The organism is Methyloversatilis discipulorum (genome assembly GCF_000527135.1).
Taxonomy (GTDB): domain Bacteria; phylum Pseudomonadota; class Gammaproteobacteria; order Burkholderiales; family Rhodocyclaceae; genus Methyloversatilis; species Methyloversatilis discipulorum.
The window spans coordinates 893,018-911,644 of sequence record NZ_AZUP01000001.1 but is presented as its reverse complement, the minus strand read 5'-3'; the positions used below and the strand labels follow the sequence as shown (position 1 = coordinate 911,644).

The 18,627-nt window shown below is 65.4% G+C and carries 18 protein-coding genes; 14 read left to right on the top strand and 4 right to left on the bottom strand.

What is annotated here, in order from left to right:
* Positions 1-12: 12 nt before the first annotated feature.
* The 4 genes from tsaB to METFAM1_RS0104075 are packed head-to-tail and all read left to right on the top strand — an operon-like array spanning position 13 to position 2,585.
* Positions 13-708, top strand: coding sequence for a tRNA (adenosine(37)-N6)-threonylcarbamoyltransferase complex dimerization subunit type 1 TsaB (gene tsaB, locus METFAM1_RS0104090; protein ID WP_019918299.1), 696 nt, complete (start codon positions 13-15; stop codon positions 706-708).
* A 47-nt stretch (positions 709-755) separates the two neighbouring features.
* Positions 756-1,196, top strand: coding sequence for a ribosomal protein S18-alanine N-acetyltransferase (rimI, locus tag METFAM1_RS0104085; RefSeq protein ID WP_019918298.1), 441 nt, complete (start codon positions 756-758; stop codon positions 1,194-1,196).
* Positions 1,197-1,206: 10 nt separating this feature from the next.
* Complete coding sequence (locus METFAM1_RS0104080) at positions 1,207-1,977, top strand: uracil-DNA glycosylase (protein WP_019918297.1); 771 nt, start codon at positions 1,207-1,209, stop codon at positions 1,975-1,977.
* A gap of 56 nt (positions 1,978-2,033) precedes the next feature.
* Positions 2,034-2,585 carry an RT0821/Lpp0805 family surface protein gene (locus METFAM1_RS0104075; protein WP_019918296.1) on the top strand — a complete coding sequence of 184 codons (552 nt, stop codon included), beginning with the start codon at positions 2,034-2,036 and terminating at the stop codon, positions 2,583-2,585.
* A gap of 61 nt (positions 2,586-2,646) precedes the next feature.
* Here METFAM1_RS0104075 and lplT read toward each other — a convergent pair whose 3' ends face one another.
* Complete coding sequence (gene lplT, locus METFAM1_RS0104070; protein ID WP_019918295.1) at positions 2,647-3,912, bottom strand: lysophospholipid transporter LplT; 1,266 nt, start codon at positions 3,910-3,912, stop codon at positions 2,647-2,649.
* Positions 3,913-4,158: 246 nt separating this feature from the next.
* On the opposite strand from lplT, the gene METFAM1_RS0104065 reads away from it, so the two are divergent.
* Genes METFAM1_RS0104065 through radA form a run of 3 tightly spaced genes read left to right on the top strand, consistent with a single transcriptional unit; the run spans position 4,159 to position 7,632 of the window.
* Positions 4,159-5,058 carry a LysR family transcriptional regulator gene (locus METFAM1_RS0104065; protein WP_024300445.1) on the top strand — a complete coding sequence of 300 codons (900 nt, stop codon included), beginning with the start codon at positions 4,159-4,161 and terminating at the stop codon, positions 5,056-5,058.
* 46 nt (positions 5,059-5,104) lie between these two features.
* Positions 5,105-6,265 (top strand): alanine racemase, encoded by a 1,161-nt coding sequence (gene alr, locus METFAM1_RS0104060; RefSeq protein ID WP_019918293.1) that lies wholly within the window; start codon positions 5,105-5,107, stop codon positions 6,263-6,265.
* A gap of 5 nt (positions 6,266-6,270) precedes the next feature.
* On the top strand, positions 6,271-7,632 hold the full coding sequence (gene radA / locus METFAM1_RS0104055) for a DNA repair protein RadA (RefSeq protein WP_019918292.1): 1,362 nt from the start codon (positions 6,271-6,273) through the stop codon (positions 7,630-7,632).
* Positions 7,633-7,892: 260 nt separating this feature from the next.
* On the opposite strand, the gene METFAM1_RS0104050 is transcribed toward radA, so the two are convergent.
* The 3 genes from METFAM1_RS0104050 to METFAM1_RS0104040 all read right to left on the bottom strand — a co-directional run bounded on the left by METFAM1_RS0104050 (position 7,893) and on the right by METFAM1_RS0104040 (position 11,456).
* Positions 7,893-8,786 carry a nitrate- and nitrite sensing domain-containing protein gene (locus METFAM1_RS0104050; protein ID WP_019918291.1) on the bottom strand — a complete coding sequence of 298 codons (894 nt, stop codon included), beginning with the start codon at positions 8,784-8,786 and terminating at the stop codon, positions 7,893-7,895.
* Positions 8,780-9,979 (bottom strand): methyl-accepting chemotaxis protein, encoded by a 1,200-nt coding sequence (locus METFAM1_RS0104045; RefSeq protein ID WP_019918289.1) that lies wholly within the window; start codon positions 9,977-9,979, stop codon positions 8,780-8,782. The genes METFAM1_RS0104050 and METFAM1_RS0104045 overlap by 7 nt, the downstream gene beginning before the upstream one ends.
* Before the next feature lie 169 nt (positions 9,980-10,148).
* Complete coding sequence (locus tag METFAM1_RS0104040; RefSeq protein WP_019918288.1) at positions 10,149-11,456, bottom strand: DUF3422 family protein; 1,308 nt, start codon at positions 11,454-11,456, stop codon at positions 10,149-10,151.
* A 180-nt stretch (positions 11,457-11,636) separates the two neighbouring features.
* On the opposite strand from METFAM1_RS0104040, the gene METFAM1_RS0104035 reads away from it, so the two are divergent.
* The 7 genes from METFAM1_RS0104035 to METFAM1_RS0104010 are packed head-to-tail and all read left to right on the top strand — an operon-like array spanning position 11,637 to position 18,553.
* A complete protein-coding gene (locus tag METFAM1_RS0104035; RefSeq protein ID WP_019918287.1) occupies positions 11,637-12,287 on the top strand; it encodes a GspH/FimT family pseudopilin in 651 nt (216 codons plus the stop codon).
* Positions 12,284-12,739, top strand: coding sequence for a type IV pilus modification protein PilV (gene pilV, locus METFAM1_RS0104030; protein WP_029644294.1), 456 nt, complete (start codon positions 12,284-12,286; stop codon positions 12,737-12,739). Before METFAM1_RS0104035 ends, pilV begins: the two co-directional genes overlap by 4 nt.
* Complete coding sequence (locus METFAM1_RS0104025) at positions 12,736-13,812, top strand: prepilin-type N-terminal cleavage/methylation domain-containing protein (protein WP_019918285.1); 1,077 nt, start codon at positions 12,736-12,738, stop codon at positions 13,810-13,812. The genes pilV and METFAM1_RS0104025 overlap by 4 nt, the downstream gene beginning before the upstream one ends.
* Positions 13,809-14,426 carry a pilus assembly PilX family protein gene (locus METFAM1_RS0104020; protein WP_024300442.1) on the top strand — a complete coding sequence of 206 codons (618 nt, stop codon included), beginning with the start codon at positions 13,809-13,811 and terminating at the stop codon, positions 14,424-14,426. The genes METFAM1_RS0104025 and METFAM1_RS0104020 overlap by 4 nt, the downstream gene beginning before the upstream one ends.
* Positions 14,427-14,446: 20 nt before the next feature.
* Positions 14,447-16,834, top strand: coding sequence for a pilus assembly protein (locus METFAM1_RS21310; protein ID WP_269745869.1), 2,388 nt, complete (start codon positions 14,447-14,449; stop codon positions 16,832-16,834).
* Entirely contained in the window at positions 16,717-18,078 is a 1,362-nt protein-coding gene (locus METFAM1_RS21305; protein ID WP_269745880.1) for a pilus assembly protein, read from the top strand. The genes METFAM1_RS21310 and METFAM1_RS21305 overlap by 118 nt, the downstream gene beginning before the upstream one ends.
* Positions 18,079-18,094: 16 nt before the next feature.
* On the top strand, positions 18,095-18,553 hold the full coding sequence (locus METFAM1_RS0104010) for a type IV pilin protein (protein ID WP_019918282.1): 459 nt from the start codon (positions 18,095-18,097) through the stop codon (positions 18,551-18,553).
* Positions 18,554-18,627: the final 74 nt, after the last annotated feature.

Below are 18,627 nucleotides of genomic sequence, written 5' to 3'. Positions count from 1 at the left end.
TTGCTGCACTGCATGAAGCTGCTTGCTCTCGAAACGTCCGCTGAAAAGGCCTCCGTCGCACTGCGCGTGGGCGATCGCCTGCTGTCGAGGGAGGGAGGAACACCGGGCACGCATGCGCAGTTCATCCTCGGCTGGGTCGGCGAGTTACTTGAGGAAGCTGGACTGACGCTGAACCAGCTCGATGCGATCGCGTTCAGCGCCGGCCCCGGCAGCTTCACCGGCCTGCGGCTGGCCGTGTCGGTGGCGCAGGGACTGGCGCTTGGTGCCGGGCTGCCGCTGGTGCCGGTGCCGACGCTCGATGCGCTCGCGCTGGGACGTGGCGACGGGCTGCATCTGTGTTGCGTCGATGCGCGAATGAGCGAGGTCTATAGCGTTGCCTGCGAGGTGCGGGGCGGGCAGGTCGAAGCGCGCACCGACATCCGGGTCGGACCGCCCGACAGCTTGCCTCCACCGCCGGACGGCCCGGCGCACTGGCACGGCTGCGGCAGCGGCTTCGGGCTGGCGCCGGTTGCGCAACTGGCGTGGACGGCGGAGCTTGCGTCGATCGATGCCGCTGCAGCGGTGCACGCGCGCGACATCGCCCGTCTCGGGGCGCTCCGGCTGGCGGCCGGACTGTCCATCGACGCGGCGCTGGCGGCGCCGCTCTATGTGCGCGACAAGGTGGCGCAGACCACGGCCGAACGACTGGCCGCGGGAGGCCGCGCTTGATGGCGGCGGCGGGCGTTAGCTTCGGTACGGTCACGTCGTTTGCGCCGATGCGCGACGAGGATCTCGACGAGGTGGCGCGCATCGAGCGCACGCTGTTCGATTTCCCGTGGACGCGCGTGAATTTCGCCGACTCGCTGAGTGCCGGTTACTGCTGCCGCGTGATGTGGCAGGGGCGTTCGATGGCCGGCTACGCGGTCATGATGTGCGTGCTCGACGAGGCACACCTGCTGAACATCAGCGTGGCGCGCGAGTATCAGTGCCGCGGGCTCGGGCGGCGACTGCTCGCTCACCTCGGTCGCGAGGCGATGAGCCACGGCGCGGCGCGCATGTTTCTCGAAGTCAGGCCGTCCAACGCAGCGGCCCGTGCCTTGTACGATCAGACCGGCTTCCAGCCGATAGGGCGACGGCCACGCTATTACCCGGCGCTGGACGGTCGGGAGGATGCCATCGTGATGAGTGCAGAACTGGACGATACATGGATGCAATGAGGTCATCGCGATGAACCGCCGCGATTCGATGCTGCGCGAAATGGGCATCGCACCGCTGTGGCGCGACCGTACTTCGCCACCGCCGCAGGCCGGGCCGGACATCCGTGCCAGCGAGCAGGCGCCGGTCGAGCCGCCTGCCGCCGCGCCGGTGCGGGCCGACAGTGCACCGCTGCGGCCTGTCGCGCCGGTAGTGACGACGGTTGCTGCGCCGCCCGCCACAGTGTCGGTCGAAGGACTGGGTTGGGACGAACTGGAAGAGCGCATCCGCGCGTGTCAGGCCTGCCGGCTGAGTGAGCGCCGCACGCAGGCGGTGCCCGGCGTCGGCGACCGCGAAGCGGACTGGCTGTTCGTCGGCGAAGGGCCGGGCGCGGAAGAGGACGCGCGCGGCGAGCCGTTCGTCGGCCAGGCCGGCAAGCTGCTCGATGCGATGCTGGCCTCGCTCGGGCTGGCGCGAGGCCAGAACGTCTACATCGCCAACGCGGTGAAATGCCGTCCGCCGGGCAATCGCACGCCCGAGGCGGACGAGATCGCGACCTGTCACCCCTATCTGGATCGCCAGATCGAACTGATCCGGCCGCGCATCATCGTCGCGCTGGGCCGGCCTGCAGCGCAGACGCTGCTCGGCGGTGAAATCAAGATCGCGGCGGCGCGCGGCCGCCTGTTCGAGCGCAAGGGCGTGCCGGTGGTGGTGACCTACCATCCCGCCTATCTGCTGCGTAACCCGCAGGACAAGGCCAAGGCGTGGGAAGACCTGTGTTTTGCGCGTGCCAGCGTCGTCTGACAGCATCGGGATCCGGCCGGCGCTAGCATCGCGCCACTTTCATCCGGAGTCGGTACGTGCACACCCTCAGAACCGTCGCAATCGCCCTCAGCCTGACCGCGTTCGCGGCTCCCGTTCTCTCCGGTCCGCAGGCCCACGCGCCGGCGCACGGCTGGCGCAAGCAGAACGACCCGCACTACGTCGGCTACACCGGCTACAAGTGGAATGACGACTACGGCATCCGCTCCGGGCGCTGCAACCGGGAGGCGGTCGGCGCGGCGCTCGGTGGCACGATGGGCGGACTGGTCGGTTCTGCGGTTCCGGACCGTGACAGCCGTCTCGTTGCCATCGTGCTGGGCACCACGATAGGCGCGCTGATCGGCGCCCGTATCGGACGTGACCTTGATGAGGCGGACCGCGCCTGCATCGGTCACGCATTGGAACTGGCCGACAACGGCAAGCCGGTGAGCTGGCGGTCAGAGGGGGTCAGCTACACGCTGACGCCGGGCAAGGCGAGCGGGGAAGGGTGCCGCAGCTACATGCTGCGCGGCGAGGCAAACGGTCGCGGCGATAGCTCGAACGGAACCGCCTGTCGTCGTGACGACGGCGCCTGGGTACCGCGCGGCTAGGGTCTGTTGGACTGCAAACGCGGTTCGCGATTCAATGGCAGAGACCCTAGACTGCAGGCGGTCAGTGGATCGCGCCGTCGTCGAGCTGCGCCACATCGTCGTGCCGGCGCTGATTCGCGTGGTGCCATTTGCGCACCGCGTACATCGTCGCCGCGACGAAAGCGCCGAACAGGATCATGACAATGTAGACCGACAGGCCGGCCGCCAGCAGGGCGGCGTAGAGGCCGGTCATGATCAGGATGGACAGATTTTCGTTGAAGTTCTGTACGGCGATTGAATTGCCGGCCCCCATCAGCATGTGACCGCGGTGCTGCAGCAGCGCATTCATCGGCACTACGAAGAAACCCGCACAGGCGCCGATCAGCACCAGCAGCGGTACCGCCAGCCACAGGTTGCTCACCAGCACCATCAGCGGCACCAGCACGCCCATCGCGATACCGAGCGGAATCACCCGCACCGAGGCGCGCAAGGAAATACGGCGCGCCGCCATGACCGCACCGATGGCAATCCCCACCGCCACCACGCCCTGCAGCTTGGAGGCCTGGGACAGACCCATGCCGAGTGCGCGGTCGGCCCAGTCGATCACGATGAACTGCAGCGTGGCGCCCGCGCCCCAGAACAGCGTGGTGACCGCCAGCGAAATCTGCCCCAGCTTGTCCCGCCACAGACCGTTGAAACAGCGGCCGAAGTCGGCCAGAAGAACGAGGGGACTGGCGTGCAGCGGCTTCATCGGCACGCCGGTATCCGGAATGTAGAGGTTGAAGAATGCTGCAAGTGCGTACAGTCCACCGACGATGATCAGACTGACCTCGACCGTGGTGTCCAGACCGGTGTCGATCAGCGGCAGATCGATGGCAAGCAGGCGCGCGCTCAGCGACGGGTCGATCAGCAGGCCGCCCAACAGCACGCCGAGGATGATGGCGCCGACCGTCAGACCTTCGATCCACCCGTTGGCGACGACCAGCAGTCGGTGCGGCAGGTACTCGGTCAGAATGCCGTACTTCGCCGGCGAATAGGCGGCCGCGCCCAGCCCGACGACGGCGTAGGCGAACAGCGGGTGCACCCAACCGAACATCAGCGCACAGCCGCCCACCTTGATCATGTTGCTGATGAACATGACCCGCCGCTTGGGCATTGAGTCGGCGAAGGCGCCGACGAAAGCGGCCAGCGCCACATAGGAAATCGTGAAGAAGAGCTTGAGCAGCGGAATCTGCCAGCCTGGGGCCTGCATGTCCTTCAGCAGATAGATGGCAACGACCAGAAGGGCATTGTCGGCGAGCGCGGAAAAGAACTGCGCCGCCATGATGATGTAGAAGCCGAAAGGCATCGAACGTCTGCAGCCGGATCAGGCCGCCGGCCGGGCGAAAAAAGTGCGCCTTTATACCATGAACCCCTTGACGCCCTTGCCGCCCCCGCGCCTCGTGTCACAAAGCGTATCCTGTCGCGCCGCAACACGATTTCGGCATCCGCAGCGCTGCTGTCGCATCGCGTCCACTGACGCATTTTGGTTTACCCGCCAACCCCGACTTGGTCTATAACCACGAGGGCAGGCGACACTTATACAGAGGGAAAAATGCCCGATAGAAGGCTGGAAGTCTTTCACGCAGCAGCAAGCCAGATGTCGTTCACGCGCGCGGCGGAACTGCTGCAGATGACCCAGCCTGCGGTCACTTTCCAGATCAAGCAGCTGGAGGAGCATTTCGGCACCCGGCTGTTCGAGCGCGCCCACGGCCGCGTCTCGCTGACGCCGGAGGGCGTCAAGGTGAAGGACTACGCCGACCGTATCCTCGACCTGTTCGCCAGTCTCGAGAACGAGCTGCAGGCGATGGCCACCGATCTGCGTGGCCATCTGTTGATCGGCGCCACGCCGACCGTCGCCGAATACCATCTGCCGCCGGTGCTGGCGGAATTCCGCATCGCCCATCCGAACGTGGTGCCGCGCCTGACCGTCGACAACCCGGACGTGATCGAGGACATGGTGGATCAGCGCGTGCTCGACATCGGCATCGTCGAAGGCCTCGGGCGCGGCGGCTCGCAGGTGATGGTCGAGCCTTGTGCCGAGGACGAGCTGGTGGTGGTCTGTTCGCCCGATTTTCCGCTCGCCAAGCTGAAGGAAGTGACGCCCGAGCACCTGCTGCTGCACCCCTGTGCCGGGCGCGACGCCGGCAGCGTGCGCGCGCTGCTGGAGAACTACCTGTCGCGCGGCGGCGTCGATCCGGCCAAGCTGCCGCTGGCTTTCGAGCTCGACCGCCTGTCCTCGGTCAAGGGCGTACTGGAGAGGGGGCTGGCCTACGCCATCCTGTCGCAGGCTGCCATCCGCCACGAAACCAGCCTCGGACTGCTGGTGGCGGTGCCGCTGCGCCCGCGGCTGGTACGGCACATGACGCTGCTGTACCCGTCGGAACGCTTCCGTACATATATGGCGAAACAGTTCGGCGAGTTCGCCGCGACCCGGCTGTCGCAGCGCCGATAGTACAATCCGGGGCTTCGCAGCTCGCAGTTCCCGCCGAACGCCCCTCATGTCGCGCCCGCACTTCACCGAACCTTTTCCGCTTTTCCGTCCCATCCACGCCTGCATCGATTTCGATGCGCTGCGCCACAACTACCTCCGTACACGCGAACTCGCCGGCGGCGCCAAGATGTGGGCGGTGATCAAGGCCAACGCCTACGGTCACGGCATCATGCGTATTGCGCGCGGCCTGGCAACGCTGGCGGACGGCTTCGCGCTGCTCGACCTCGAGGACGCCGTCCGCCTGCGCGAGGCGGGCATCACCCAGCCCATCCTGCTGCTCGAAGGCTTTTTCGGCGCCAAGGACCTGCCGGAGATCGCCGCGCGCAGGCTGTCCACCGTGGTGCACACGCTGGAGCAACTCGACTGGCTCGAATCGGCGCAACTGCCGGCCGGCGCGCGCATTCCGCTCTTCCTCAAGGTGAACACGGGCATGAACCGGCTCGGCATCACGCCGGCCCAGGTGCCGGCCGCACTTGCGCGCCTGCGCGCCTGGCCGCACGCGGGACAGATCGGCCTGATGACTCATTTTGCCGACGCCGACGGCGAGCGCGGTGTCGATGCCCAGTTCGCGCGTTTCGCGCCGCTGGCCGCCCAGTTCGACGGCCCTGTGTCGATGGCGAATTCCGCCGCCTTGCTGCGCTTCCCGCAGACGCACGCCGACTGGGTGCGCCCCGGCATCCTGCTCTACGGCGCCAGCCCGGCCACGGCCCACGCCACGGCTGCCGACATCGGCCTGAAGCCGGTCATGCGTTTCGAGGCGCGGGTCATCGCGGTGCAGCAGCTGCAACCGGGCGACCGCGTCGGTTACGGCGGCATGTTCACCGCCGAGCGTTCGATGCGCGTCGGCACCGTCGCCTGCGGCTACGCTGACGGCTACCCGCGTCACGCGCCGAGCGGCACGCCGGTGGCGGTCGACGGTGTGCGCAGCCGGCTGGTCGGCCGCGTATCGATGGACATGATCGCCGTCGACCTGACCGACATCCCGCAAGCCGGCCTCGGCAGCGTGGTCGAACTGTGGGGCGAGCATGTATCGCTGGACGAAGTGGCGCTGCGTGCCGGTACGGTCAATTACGAGCTGGTCTGCGCTTTGGCACTGCGCGTGCCGGCGGTCGAGATCGGTACGGCCGAACTGACCGAGCCGCAGCCGACCGTCGCGCTCGCCCGCTGACCCCGATGGCAAAGCCGAAAACCAGTTACGTCTGTAGTGAATGCGGTGCGGTCAGCCCGAAGTGGGCCGGCCAGTGCGCCGACTGCAAGGCCTGGAATTCACTGGTCGAAACGGTGCCGGAGCAGGGCACCGGTGCGCACCGCTTCGCCTCGCTCGCCGGCACCGCAAAGGTACAGGCGCTGGCCGACATCCGGCCACGCGAAGAGCCGCGGCTGCCTACCGGGCTCGACGAATTCGACCGCGTGCTCGGCGGCGGTCTGGTGCCGGGCGGCGTGGTGCTGATCGGCGGCGACCCGGGCATCGGCAAATCGACGCTGTTGCTGCAGGCGTTGGCCCAGCTCGCGCCGCGCGTGCCGGCGCTTTACGTGACCGGCGAGGAATCGGGCGAACAGGTGGCGCTGCGCGCGCAGCGGCTGGCGCTCGACCCGGCCGGCATGCAGCTGCTGGCCGAAATCAATCTTGAGAAGATCGGCGCCGCGCTGAACGACACGCGCCCACGGGTGGTGGTGATCGACTCGATCCAGACCGTCTATTCCGAACAGCTCACGTCGGCGCCGGGCTCGGTCGCCCAGGTGCGCGAATGCGCAGCCCAGCTCACGCGGGCGGCCAAGCAGGCCGGGCACAGCCTCATCCTGGTTGGTCACGTGACCAAGGAAGGCACGCTGGCCGGTCCGCGCGTGCTCGAACACATCGTCGATACGGTGCTCTATTTCGAAGGCGAAACCGGATCGAGCTTTCGTCTGGTGCGGGCTTTCAAGAACCGCTACGGCGCGGTCAATGAACTCGGCGTGTTCGCGATGACCGAACGCGGGCTGCGCGGCGTGTCGAATCCGTCGGCGCTGTTCCTGTCGCAGCACGCGCAGCCGGTCCCCGGCTCCTGCGTACTGGTGACGCAGGAAGGTACGCGACCGCTGCTGGTCGAGATACAGGCGCTGGTCGACAGTGCGCACGGCAATCCGCGCCGGCTCACCGTCGGTCTCGACAGCGCGCGCCTCGCCATGCTGCTGGCGGTGCTGCACCGGCACGCAGGCGTGACCTGCGCTGACCAGGACGTGTTCGTCAACGCGGTGGGCGGCGTCAAGATCGGCGAACCGGCAGGCGACCTGGCGGTGCTGCTGGCCATCGTGTCGTCGCTGAAGAACCGCCCGCTGCCCGCCAAGCTGATCGCCTTCGGCGAGGTCGGTCTGGCCGGCGAGATACGGCCCGCGCCGCGCGGTCAGGAACGTCTGCGCGAGGCAGCCAAGCTCGGCTTCACCCATGCGCTCATTCCGCGCGCCAATGCACCGAAGCAGGCGATCGAGGGGCTGACGGTAATTCCCGTGGAACGTCTGGAGGAAGCATTTGCGCGGCTGCGCGAGCTGGATTGACGAGAGTGCGGAAAGCGGTCTCCTGACCGCGACAGAAGCCTGAAGCCGAGCCGGCGGCCGGCGTCAGCCGCGTCGCGGCCAAGGGCGCTCCCACGAGAGGCACTCGCCGGTTGCTGTCCGAGCCGGGGTTCTGTGGAGGGGTCTTCTGACCCCGACAGCGGCGGTGGCCTGGCCAGGGCTTCGTTCCGAAAGGCGGGCCTGATCAGCGATGGAGGGAGGCGCTCCCGGCACCTCCGCCGTCTCTTCTGGCGCAGAAACGCTCAGTGAGCCGCCATGGTGGCGTGCAGCAGCGGAGTCGGCGTTTCCAGTTCTCGCCGCAGTTCGACGCCGCATTCATCGATCCAGGCGTACACGCTGTCGATGGCGCGCGTCGCTTCGGCGAACCAGGCCTGAGCGGTGATGCCGCCTGTCTCGCCCAGCAGATTGCGACGCAGCGTCGTCATCATGCTGCTTACATTGCGGCCGGCCTCGATCGCGGCGTGACTGCCATCGGCAGCGGCCAGCGCCTGCCGGACCAGTGCATCGATGCGTGCAGCAAGAAACATCAGACGTACGCGTGCGACAGGGGCGCATTGCCCACGTGACGCGACGCCGGTGCCGATGGCGCGGCTCTGCCCCAGGTATTCGGCCAATGCCGGAAGACTGGCGACGTGATTGCGCACGCGGCCCGCGTCGACGCGACCGGCGGCGCCCAGTTCGACCCGGCTCTCGCCCAGCGCGTCCAGCCACTCCAGCGCACGCGAAACCAGTTGGCCGTGGCGGCTCAGGCTCTGTTCGGGCAGCAGCCCGCCATTGCCTAAGAGTTCAATAAGCTCGCGCCACTGGAAGCGGAACACCATCAGTTCGTTGTGGGTGAGGCAGGCGCGCGGCATCGCCTCTTCGGCGCTTACAGTGCCGTCGAGTGCCGCGATGCAGCGATCGATCTCCTGCTGCCGTTGCCGCATCGGCGAGGCGAAGCTGGCGTCACCGGCCAGCCATGCGACGCTCATGCCGCGATGCTGTTGCAGCGTGCGCACGAGCTGCAAAAGCATCGCGCAGTCGTCGAGCGCGCGCAGCGCCGTATGCGCCGTCAGCGAGGCCGTTCTGCGGCGGTGCCAGAACAGCAGCGCCAAAGCCGCGCCCAGCGCGGTGGAGAGAAAGAGCGCGTTCAGCATGTCGGCTCGAAGCGGTAGGTTTTGAGCGTATCGCCGAGCTGTCCGGCCATCTGTTCGAGATAGCCAGACAGTTCCTGGTTGTCATGCACCAGATGCTCGTTACGTTCGGCGAGGTCCGCGACCTGCTCCACGTCGCGCGCCAGCGCTTCGGCGGCGCGGCTCTGCTCGGTACTGGCCTGGGCGATTTCGGTCACCGCGTGCAGTGTGGTTTCGATCTGTGCAGCGATATGTTGCAGGCCGGCGAGCACCGAGGCCGTGTCGGCTGCACCGCGCGCGACTTCGTCACCCGCCGCATGCAGTGCCTGACTGACCGCCGACACTTCGCCCTGCAGCCGTTCGATCAGCGCCTGAACCTCGTCGGTGGCCTGCCGGGTCAGGCCGGCCAGCTTGCCCACTTCGTCGGCCACCACCGCGAAACCGCGCCCGGTCTCACCGGCGCGCGCTGCCTCGATCGCTGCATTGAGTGCCAGCAGATTGGTCTTTTCGGCGATCGACGCGATCGTGCCGACGATGCCGCCGATATCGATCGAGCAGGCGTCGAGCCGGGTCATGCGCTCACCGGCCGCCTGCATGTCGGCCGCGATGTCGTTCATGCGCAGCTCCAGCTTTCTGCCGGTGCGCATGCCGTCGCCGGCCGCCTCATGCGCGGCGCGCGCCATTGCGGCGGCGTCGCCCGCCTGTTCGGAACTGAGGGCGAGGCTGGTCGACAGCTGCTCCAGCGTGGCAGCTGACCCGACGGTCACCTCCCTTTGCGAGCGCACGCCGCTGTCGCCGGCCTGCGCGTTGGCGCTGCTCTCGCGCGCCGAGTGCTCCAGCTCGCGCACCGCACGAGACAGTCGAGTCATCAGCCGGACGAAGGCGCGCGCCATGCTGTTCATGCTCTCCAGCAGCGCCGGTGCGTCGATGCCGCCGGGCTGCAGCCGGGCGGTCAGATCACCGCTTTCGAGCGCCATGGCGAAGCGGGTCAGCGTCTGTTGCGCGCGCGCCTCACGTCGTCGCTGCAGTGTCAGGCAGAAGGTGCTTGCCGCGAGAGGCAGCAGCGAAGAACTCGCCGCCCAGCCGGGCAGGCTGGCGAGCCAACCGGCGGCAAAGGCGAGCACGACAGCCAGCGCGCCATGCAGCGAGGTCGATAGAGGGAGGCGCAGACTTGCGGTCGCCGGCGTGATCGGGTCGGGGAGCGAGAGCGTATTCATGCCCACTCTGATGCAAGAGACAGGCCAACCGCCTGCTTCCGCGTTCCTGAGCGGGAAAGGCCATGCCGACCGCTGCAACACGCACATCATCGGTGCGCGAGCGCACCGATGCCGAGCGCATCGGGCTTGCGTCCGGATCAGTCACGGTCCGTCGCCGGCGGGCGGTCGCTCAGTGCGCGCCTTCTTCCGCCGCAAGCTTGCGGCGCATGCGTCGCAGGCCGAGCGCGACAAGACCGGCGATAAGCGGAATCGAGATCGCGGTGATGGCCTCCGGACTCAGCGGCAACACGTGTTTGATGCCCTTCGCCAGGTACTGCACCAGTTGCGAGGCGTAATAGGTGATGGCGACGATGGACAGCCCCTCGACCGTTTCCTGCAGACGCAACTGCAGTCGCGCGCGCCGGTTCATCTGCGCCAGCAGTTCCTGGTTCTGTCGCTGCAGTTCGATGTCGACCCGGGTGCGCAGCAGTTGCGAATTGCGCGCGACGCGGCCGGACAGATCGTCCTGGCGGCGGGCGATCGCCTCACAGGTGGAGATCGCCGGCGCGAGCCGGCGGTCCATGAATTCGCCTATGGTCGGGAAGCCCTCGATGCGCTGTTCGCGCAGTTCGGCGATGCGGCTGCGCACCAGTCGGTAATAGGCCTGGGCGGCGCCGAAGCGGAAGGTAGTGCGGGCGACCGAGTGCTCGACCTCGGCGGCGAGGCGCGTCAGGTGCGACAGCACGCTGCGCTCGTCCTCGGCGCTGGACGCGCTGCCCATGCCGTCCATCAGATTGGCCAGTTCGCCCTCGGCGCGACCGAGCAGGCGACCGACGTCCTTGGCCACCGGAAAGGCGAGCAGGGCGATGATGCGGTAGGTCTCGATCTCCAGCAGTCGCTGCACGGTACGCCCGGCCTGGCGCGGCGTCAGCCGCTCGTCGAGCACGGTGTAGCGCGACCAGCCGTCGGTCAGCATGAAGTCGGTGAACACCCAGGCGGCGCCATCCGACACCTGGGCGCCGACCGCCTGCCGGCCGCTGGCGATCAGCCTGTCCATCACGCTGCGTGGCGGCAACTCGGTGGTGGAGCGCAATTCGATATGGGTGGCCACCATCAGCGATCCGGGCAGGCCGTCGAACCAGTGGGCGGGTACGGACGCCAGCGCGCCGCGGGCGCAGTCCTCGCCTGCCGTCGGCGTGCGGAAGAAGGCGTAGCTGGAGAATTCGTTGTGGCGCTCCCACTTCAGCTTGAAGTCACCGAGGTCGAGCTGCAGATGACCACCCTCGGCCTGCGGCAGCGGGCGCGCGTAGGCGTCGGCCAACGCCTGCAGGTGACGAAGTTCGTCGTCCTCGCGCACGCCGTCGTGCATCAGCGCCACGTAGGACACCAGCTGCGGATGCGCGACCGGCACCGGCGGTCGGGCGTGCAGTTCGTTGTTCAGCTTGTAGCGCAGCGGATGTTCGGTCAGCTTGCCTGCGGCGAGTTCGGGCGTCGTCATGAGGAGGGAGCGTGTGATGTCCGGTGCGCATTGTGCAGCAGAGCAGGGCGCCGCGGGCGCGTGACGCATTTCACGCAAGCGGTCGGCGCGGCGCCGTTCGGGCGACGACTTCTGCCGTTCGTCATCGCCGGGTCGAGATTGCGGCGACGCTGATTTAACCTCAAGTCACAAATTCTCCGCATGGACTTGCAGCTCATGATTCCTGCCAGGTCAGCCCAGCATGGCTTCACCTTGATCGAACTGATGATCGTGGTGGCGCTGCTTGCGATCATCTCGGCCTTTGCGTTGCCGGCCTTCCAGAGCTTCGTCGCGTCGAGCCGACTGACGTCGGAGGCGAACGAGCTGCTCGCCGGACTGAATCTCGCGCGCTCGGAGGCGGTGCGCACGCAATGCTCAGCGCGGCTTTGTCGTGCCACGTTTGCCAGCGATGGCACGGCGAGTTGCGTGAATACGAATGACAGACAGCCGTGGGAGGGGTGGGTGGTACTTGTCGGCATAACCACCTCGACAGGAGCTTGTGATTCGGAGATGCGCTTGCGCGCGCAGATGGCACCATCCAACCTGAACATCCTTTCGAGCGCTGATTTGGCAGCCTCCGGCAATAGCATCGTGTTTCGTCCCGACGGCTTGGCCAGACCTCTTTCCGCGCCTACTGCCCTCCAAAACGCCCAGATAGACATCTGCGACAGCAGTGGAACGCTTACGTCGAATAACGTGCGCCGGGTGACACTGCGATCGGGTACTCGTACGGCAGTCGAACGTGCAAGTGATACGACCTGCGGGACGGCTGCCGCTGCTGAAGAAGCAGAAGCGACGGAGGAGGGCGCATGATCTGTTCAATCAAAGCGTCTCGGCAGAGCGGCGTATCGTTGATCGAAGTGCTGGTTGCGCTGTTCGTGCTTGCCTTCGGAATGCTTGGCATCGCCGGCATGCAGACCATGGCGATGAAGGCCAACCAAAGCGCCTTCGAGCGCAACGCGGCCGTGATATCTGCGGGTTCAATCGTCGAACGCATACGCAGTAATCAGGCGTGGGCGCGGGACGGTAGCTACAACCGTGCGCTTCCGACGGGCGCGTGCACGGTACCCGAGGGAAATGACCGGGTGTCTCTGGATATCCGGAGTTGGCTCGGCGAGCTGTCTGCAAACCTGGGCGAAGGCGCGTGCGGCGGCATCAACTGTGCGGGCAGCCCGGTGTTCTGCCGCATTTCCGTGCGCTGGGATGACAGCCGTGTCCGTGGCGGTGCCGCAGCGCAGGTATTCGAAGTGGATGTACGTATATGAGTCGGCACGCAAACAGAGAGGTGGGTGTCTCGCTCGTCGAGGTGATGATCGCGCTGGCGCTGGGCCTTATCTTATCGGTCGGTGCGCTCTCTCTCATGCTTGGCAACCGGCAGGCCTACAGCACTACAGAATCACTCGCCCGCGTGCAGGAAGCGACGCGTATCACCTTCGACTTGATGTCGCGCGACCTTCGTGCAGCTGGCATTAACGCGTGTAGCGGTGGCGTCCGCGTGATGAATCTGCTACGAAATCCGGACAACTTGTGGTGGTTGAACTGGAATGACGGTCTGCGCGGCTACGACGGTAATGAGGCATCGTCAGCGGTGACTACGGGTCTTGCCGAAGGGCAGCGAGTCGATGGTACGGACATGATCGAGGTGATGCATGGAGCGACGACCGCATTGCCGGTGAAGGTTCATAACATCGGTGGCGCTCCGACAACGCTTGCCGGCGTGAATGTTCCGGCTCGCTCCATTGCGCTGGAAAGGCCGAACGGACGGCCGCACGGTTTCGTCGCGGGTGATCTGCTCGTGATATGTGATTACGAGGACACCACGATCTTCCAGGCCAGTAGCGTCGACGCCAGCGCAAATTCCGTCGCACATGCCGCCGAGACAGGGGTGCCGGGTAACTGCTCGGATGCCATGGGAGTGCGCCCCAGCTGCACGCCTGCGGTTACACGGATATTCCAGCCGGGGGCGCAGTTGATGCGCTTTGAACCTGTGGCTTGGTATGTCGGCAACAATGGCCGCACGGGGACCACAAACAGCCCGACGTCGCTTTACCGTATCAGCATCCGCTCTGACGGAGCCGGAAACGCGGTAGTGCAGACGGAGGAGGTGGTCGAAGGCGTACGTGACATGCAAATGCGCTACATGTATGACAGTGACAGCCTTTATCGGTTTGCATCGGGCACCGGTACCGAGAGGGTTGAAGACTGGCGTTTGGTCACCGGCATCGAGATACAACTGACGATCGAGTCGCCCGAGGCGGGTACGACGACTGACGCTGCGCGCCCGAGACTCACCCGCACGCTCACACACGTGGTTAATCTGAGGAATCGCGTGCCATGAAATGTCCAGTCCCATTCAGTTCGCGGCAGAGAGGTGCAACACTCCTGATCGCGCTGGTCATGCTGATCGTGATGACATTGCTCGGGCTGGCCAGCATACGCAGCTCGAGCATGCAGGAGCGCATGGGTGCCAACCTGTATGACCGCAGCCTTGCGTTCCAGGCTGTTGAGTCCGCGTTGCGCGAGGCAGAGGCGAGGATTTCTGCCGGCACCGTAGTGACCAACAGCAATGGTTTCTACTGTCCCCCCAACGGCATACCGCCGAGCTGCGCGGCCCCTGGGCCATCTGCAACCGAGTCCGCGCCCGAGACGGAGGGCGAGACGCCGACCACCCCGACGGTCAGCTATATCGAGCGCTGGAAGGATTCAAGTACGCAGTGGGCAGCCGCCACGACCTGGTGGGGCAGCGTCGATGACGACATGAAGGCACGGCTGGGCGGAGCCAACCGACGCCCCGAGTACATCATCGAATACATGGGTCAATCGGAGGACGGCACGGGCTGCGGTCGGTCAGGAAGCACCAGCTGCCGCGGTCCGCGCTATCGCGTCACTGCCCGCATGCCGCCCGTAGAAGGCCTGCCCAACGTGGTTCTTCAAACAAGTTACCGGCCCTGAACCCTACCGGAGTACGCATCATGACCGCCGTTTTTTTCCGTTCCTGCGGGCGCCCCGGGATGCTGAGCGCAGCCTTGGTGGCCGCCTTTGCCGCGTCGTCGCCCGCGAAGGCGCAAACCGACATCTCGAACCAGCCGTTGGTACTGAACGTTACGGCCGCACCGAACGTCATGATGATTCTCGACAACTCAGGGTCGATGCTTTACGAGACGCTGCCGGACTACTTCCGCGACATCTGGGATTTCGAGCTGGCGATACGCAACAGCGGCAGCACCAGCGTGTACATGCCGGATTACGACGACCTGAATATTTTCAATCTGGCGCTCCGGTCCTCGTCGCTGAACCGCATCTACTACAACCCCAATGTCACCTACCGTACCTGGACGAACGCGGACGGAACCGCCTATGCCCAATCCTCGCCGACGGCCGCTCCGATACGCCCCGGCTCCACGACGACGATTGATCTGACGACGGAGAAGACCCACACCTTCCGCTGGCGGACGAACACGACGGTCACGACTTTCTCCGCAAGTTCAACGGCGGTGCCGCGCACTTTCTCGTGCCCGGACGGGCCTGATGGCAACACGCAACCGGACGACACCTGCGCCCAGACCTACGCGCCGATGACCTTCTTTGTCCATAAGGGCACGGGATCGATTTACGAGCGGGCCAATTACTATCGTTATCGCATCGTCGGCGCTGCCGCCACTCGCAAGGACATGGCGGATGGCACCGAAACAGCCGTGACGAGCTTCAACTGGGCGGGTGGCGTCACGCGCACGCTGGACCAGGAAAAGCAGAACTTTGCCAACTGGTATACGTACAACCGCAGCCGTATCAATGCAGCAAAGAGTGGCGTGAGCTACGCCTTTTCGACGCTGGGGCAGAATTACCGGGTGGGCTTCCGCACCATCAACGGCACGACGGGATGGCTGGATATTCCGACCGACGGCACCTTCTCGGACACGAATCGCAGCAACTTCTTCACCAGCCTGTTCGATGCGGTCGCCGACGGCAACACACCGCTGCGCGTATCGCTGTGGAACGCGGGAGCTTACTTTTCGACCTCGGCGCCCTGGGGGCCGAACGTGGGTGGGGCGCCGCTGAGCTGCCGCCAGAGTTTTTCCATCCTGACCACCGATGGCTATTACAACGACAACAGTACGATCTACGCCACCGCTGGCAATGCCGACGGCACCAAGGGGCGGCCCTATGCCGATACGCAGTCGGTCACGCTCGCAGACATCGCGATGTACTACTACGACACGGATCTGCAGCCCGACATTGAGAACAATGTTCCGACCACCCCGGAGGACGGCAACAGCAAGCAGCACATGAACACCTTCGGTGTGTCCTTCGGTCTCACCGGTTCGCTGAACACGGCAACCGATCTGCCACGCCTGACCTCCGGCGAAATTTCCTGGCCGAGCATTTCGACGGATGCGGGGAAGCTCGACGACCTTTGGCACGCGACGATCAACGGACGAGGCAAGTTCGTCAACGCGGGCGATCCACAGGAATTTGCGGACGGCCTCAAGGGCGCGCTGGATACCATCGTCGCGCGGACGGCGTCGTCCTCTAATCTGGGTGTATCGGCTACGCAGTTGCGTCAGGGTAGCCGGGTCTTTCAAGCTCGATTCACCAGCGAAATCTGGACCGGTGACGTGTGGTCCTTCCTGATTGACAGCAACGGCGATATTTCGACTAACCCGGAGTGGCGAGCCGGCGATCAGGTGCCTGCCCCTGCCAGTCGCAACATATATACGCGCAATGGAAGCACTGCCGTGCCCTTCGTGTGGAGCGAACTGAGTACGGATCAAAAGGCGGCGCTTGGCAACAGCAGCGCCGTGCTCGACTACCTGCGTGGGGTGCGTAGCGGAGAATCGAGCGAGGGTGGCACCTTCCGTAACCGGTCCTCGCTGATCGGCGACATCGTTCACTCATCGCCTATATACGTGGGGGAACCGGAGGATTTCGCCTACGAGCGCTTTGCGTGGACGGGGGCGTCGAGCTATCAGACTTACCGTACCCTCAGCGCAACTCGCACGCCCATGCTTTACGTCGCTGCCAACGACGGCATGCTGCACGGCTTCGTTGCCAGCACCGGTGTCGAGCGCTTCGCCTACGTGCCCTCCTCGTCACTGGCCCAGATGTATCAACTCACCAGCCCCAACTACACTCACCAGTTCATCAACGATGGAGCACTGACCGTAGCGGAGGTGTACGACGCGGGAAGCGTGGGGGCTTGGCGCACCGATCCACCGGCCGAGGAGGGCGCCAACTCTATGCGCTGGATGTCAGCGACCCCACCGTCCCGACAACGAACGCTGCAAGCCGTAGGGTCATGTGGGAGTTTTCGGATGCCGACTTCGGCAAGTTCACGGGCAAGCCGGTTGTTGCCCGCATGAACAACGACGAGTGGGCGGTACTGGTGGGCAATGGCTACAACAGCAACGAGTACAAGGGCTTCCTGTTTGTTGTGAATGCGATCACCGGTGCACTCATCAGGAAGATCGATACCGGAGCGTGCCCGGAGACCGACGATCCTTGCGTCAGCAATGGCCTGGGCGAAGTCACTCCATGGGACGAAGACAACGATGGAGATGTCGATTACATCTACGGCGGCGACCTGCGGGGGAATCTGTGGCGTTTCGATGTCTCGTCCAGCACAACGGCAGACTGGAAAGTGTCCTTCGGAACGCCCACGTCGCCGCTGCCCTTGTTCAGGGCGCGGGATGCGTCGGGCACGCCGCAACCGATCACCTCGAAGGTCGAGCTCCTGCTCGATCCGTCCACCAGTACCCGCTGGGTGTCCTTCGGCACCGGCAAGTTCCTCGGTAACGATGACCGCACGAGCAACGCTGTGCAGACCTGGTACGGCCTTTACGACAGCTACTCGAACGTCGCCACGACACCGGTGAGCGGCCGTTCGGATCTGGCCCAGCGGGTCGTTCTCGTCGAAACCCGGCAGACGTCAGAGTCTGAAACAGAGAATGCCAACGGCGAAACCGAGACGACGACAACGAGCTTTGACGTGCGAGTGATCTCCGCGCCCGGAGATACCGTAGGGGGCGCCGAGGTCACGGACGCCGACGGCAATTACACTCGCAAAGGCTGGTATCTCGATCTGGTTCCGCCGAGCGGCACCGCGGCAGGCGAGCGCATCATTTTCGGCGTGCAGACTTTCGGTGGGGCACTTTTTGCAACCAGTGCAATTCCTGCCGACGATCCCTGCAGTCCGGGCGGATCCGGCTGGTTCATGGCGATCAACCCCTACACCGGCGGGCGGTTCGACTCCGAACTGATTGCAGGTCGTGATCAGGTGACCGTGACTGTCGGTGAATCGACCGTCAATTACTACGTCAGCGCTCTTCGCATCGACGGCATGCCATCTAGCCCAATTTTCGTGCGCGACGGCAGTTCGGGATCTGGGGGTAGCAGTGGAGGCAATCAAAGCGGGGGCTCCGGCGTCGGCACCTCAGACGCGCTGATCAACACATCGGATCTCGGAGCTGGCGGTAGCGGTACGGGTGGTACAGGGGGTCAAGAGACAGGAGTAGAACGCAAGTGCTCCGGCGGGATTGTGTGTCCCCGTCTCTACCTGCCCGACCGCTTCGGCCGGATTTCCTGGCGCGAACTGATCGCCGACTGACACGGAATACACACAGATGAACACTGCCAACAACACTCGCCTGCAGCGCGGATTCACGCTGATCGAACTGATGATCGTGGTGGCGATCATCGGCATCCTCGCGGCGATCGCCTATCCGAACTACACGCAGTACGTGATCGACAGCCGGCGCGCGACGGCCGCCGCCTGCCTGTCCGAACAGGCGCAGGCGCTCGAACGCTTTTTCACCACCACGCTGTCCTACGTCGGCGGCGGTACCAACCTGAACACGCGGCAGTGCGTCACCGATCTGGCCGGCTTCTACACCTTCGCGTCCGACATCGACGACGACACGCCGCGCGCATTCGCTATCACTGCGACGCCCCTCAACGCCCAGTTGAACAACGACAGCAAGTGCGGGTGCGTGCTGACGCTGAACCAGACGGGCACCAAGGGCGCGTCCGGTTCGGCTGCGCGCTGTTCGACCGCGGCCGGTGTGACCGCCTGCTGGAAGTGAGTGGCAGACACCGAAATTGACACGGAACGGCGTGCCGCCGGCGAGGGGACGCTCAAGCTGCAAGGTGGGCAGGC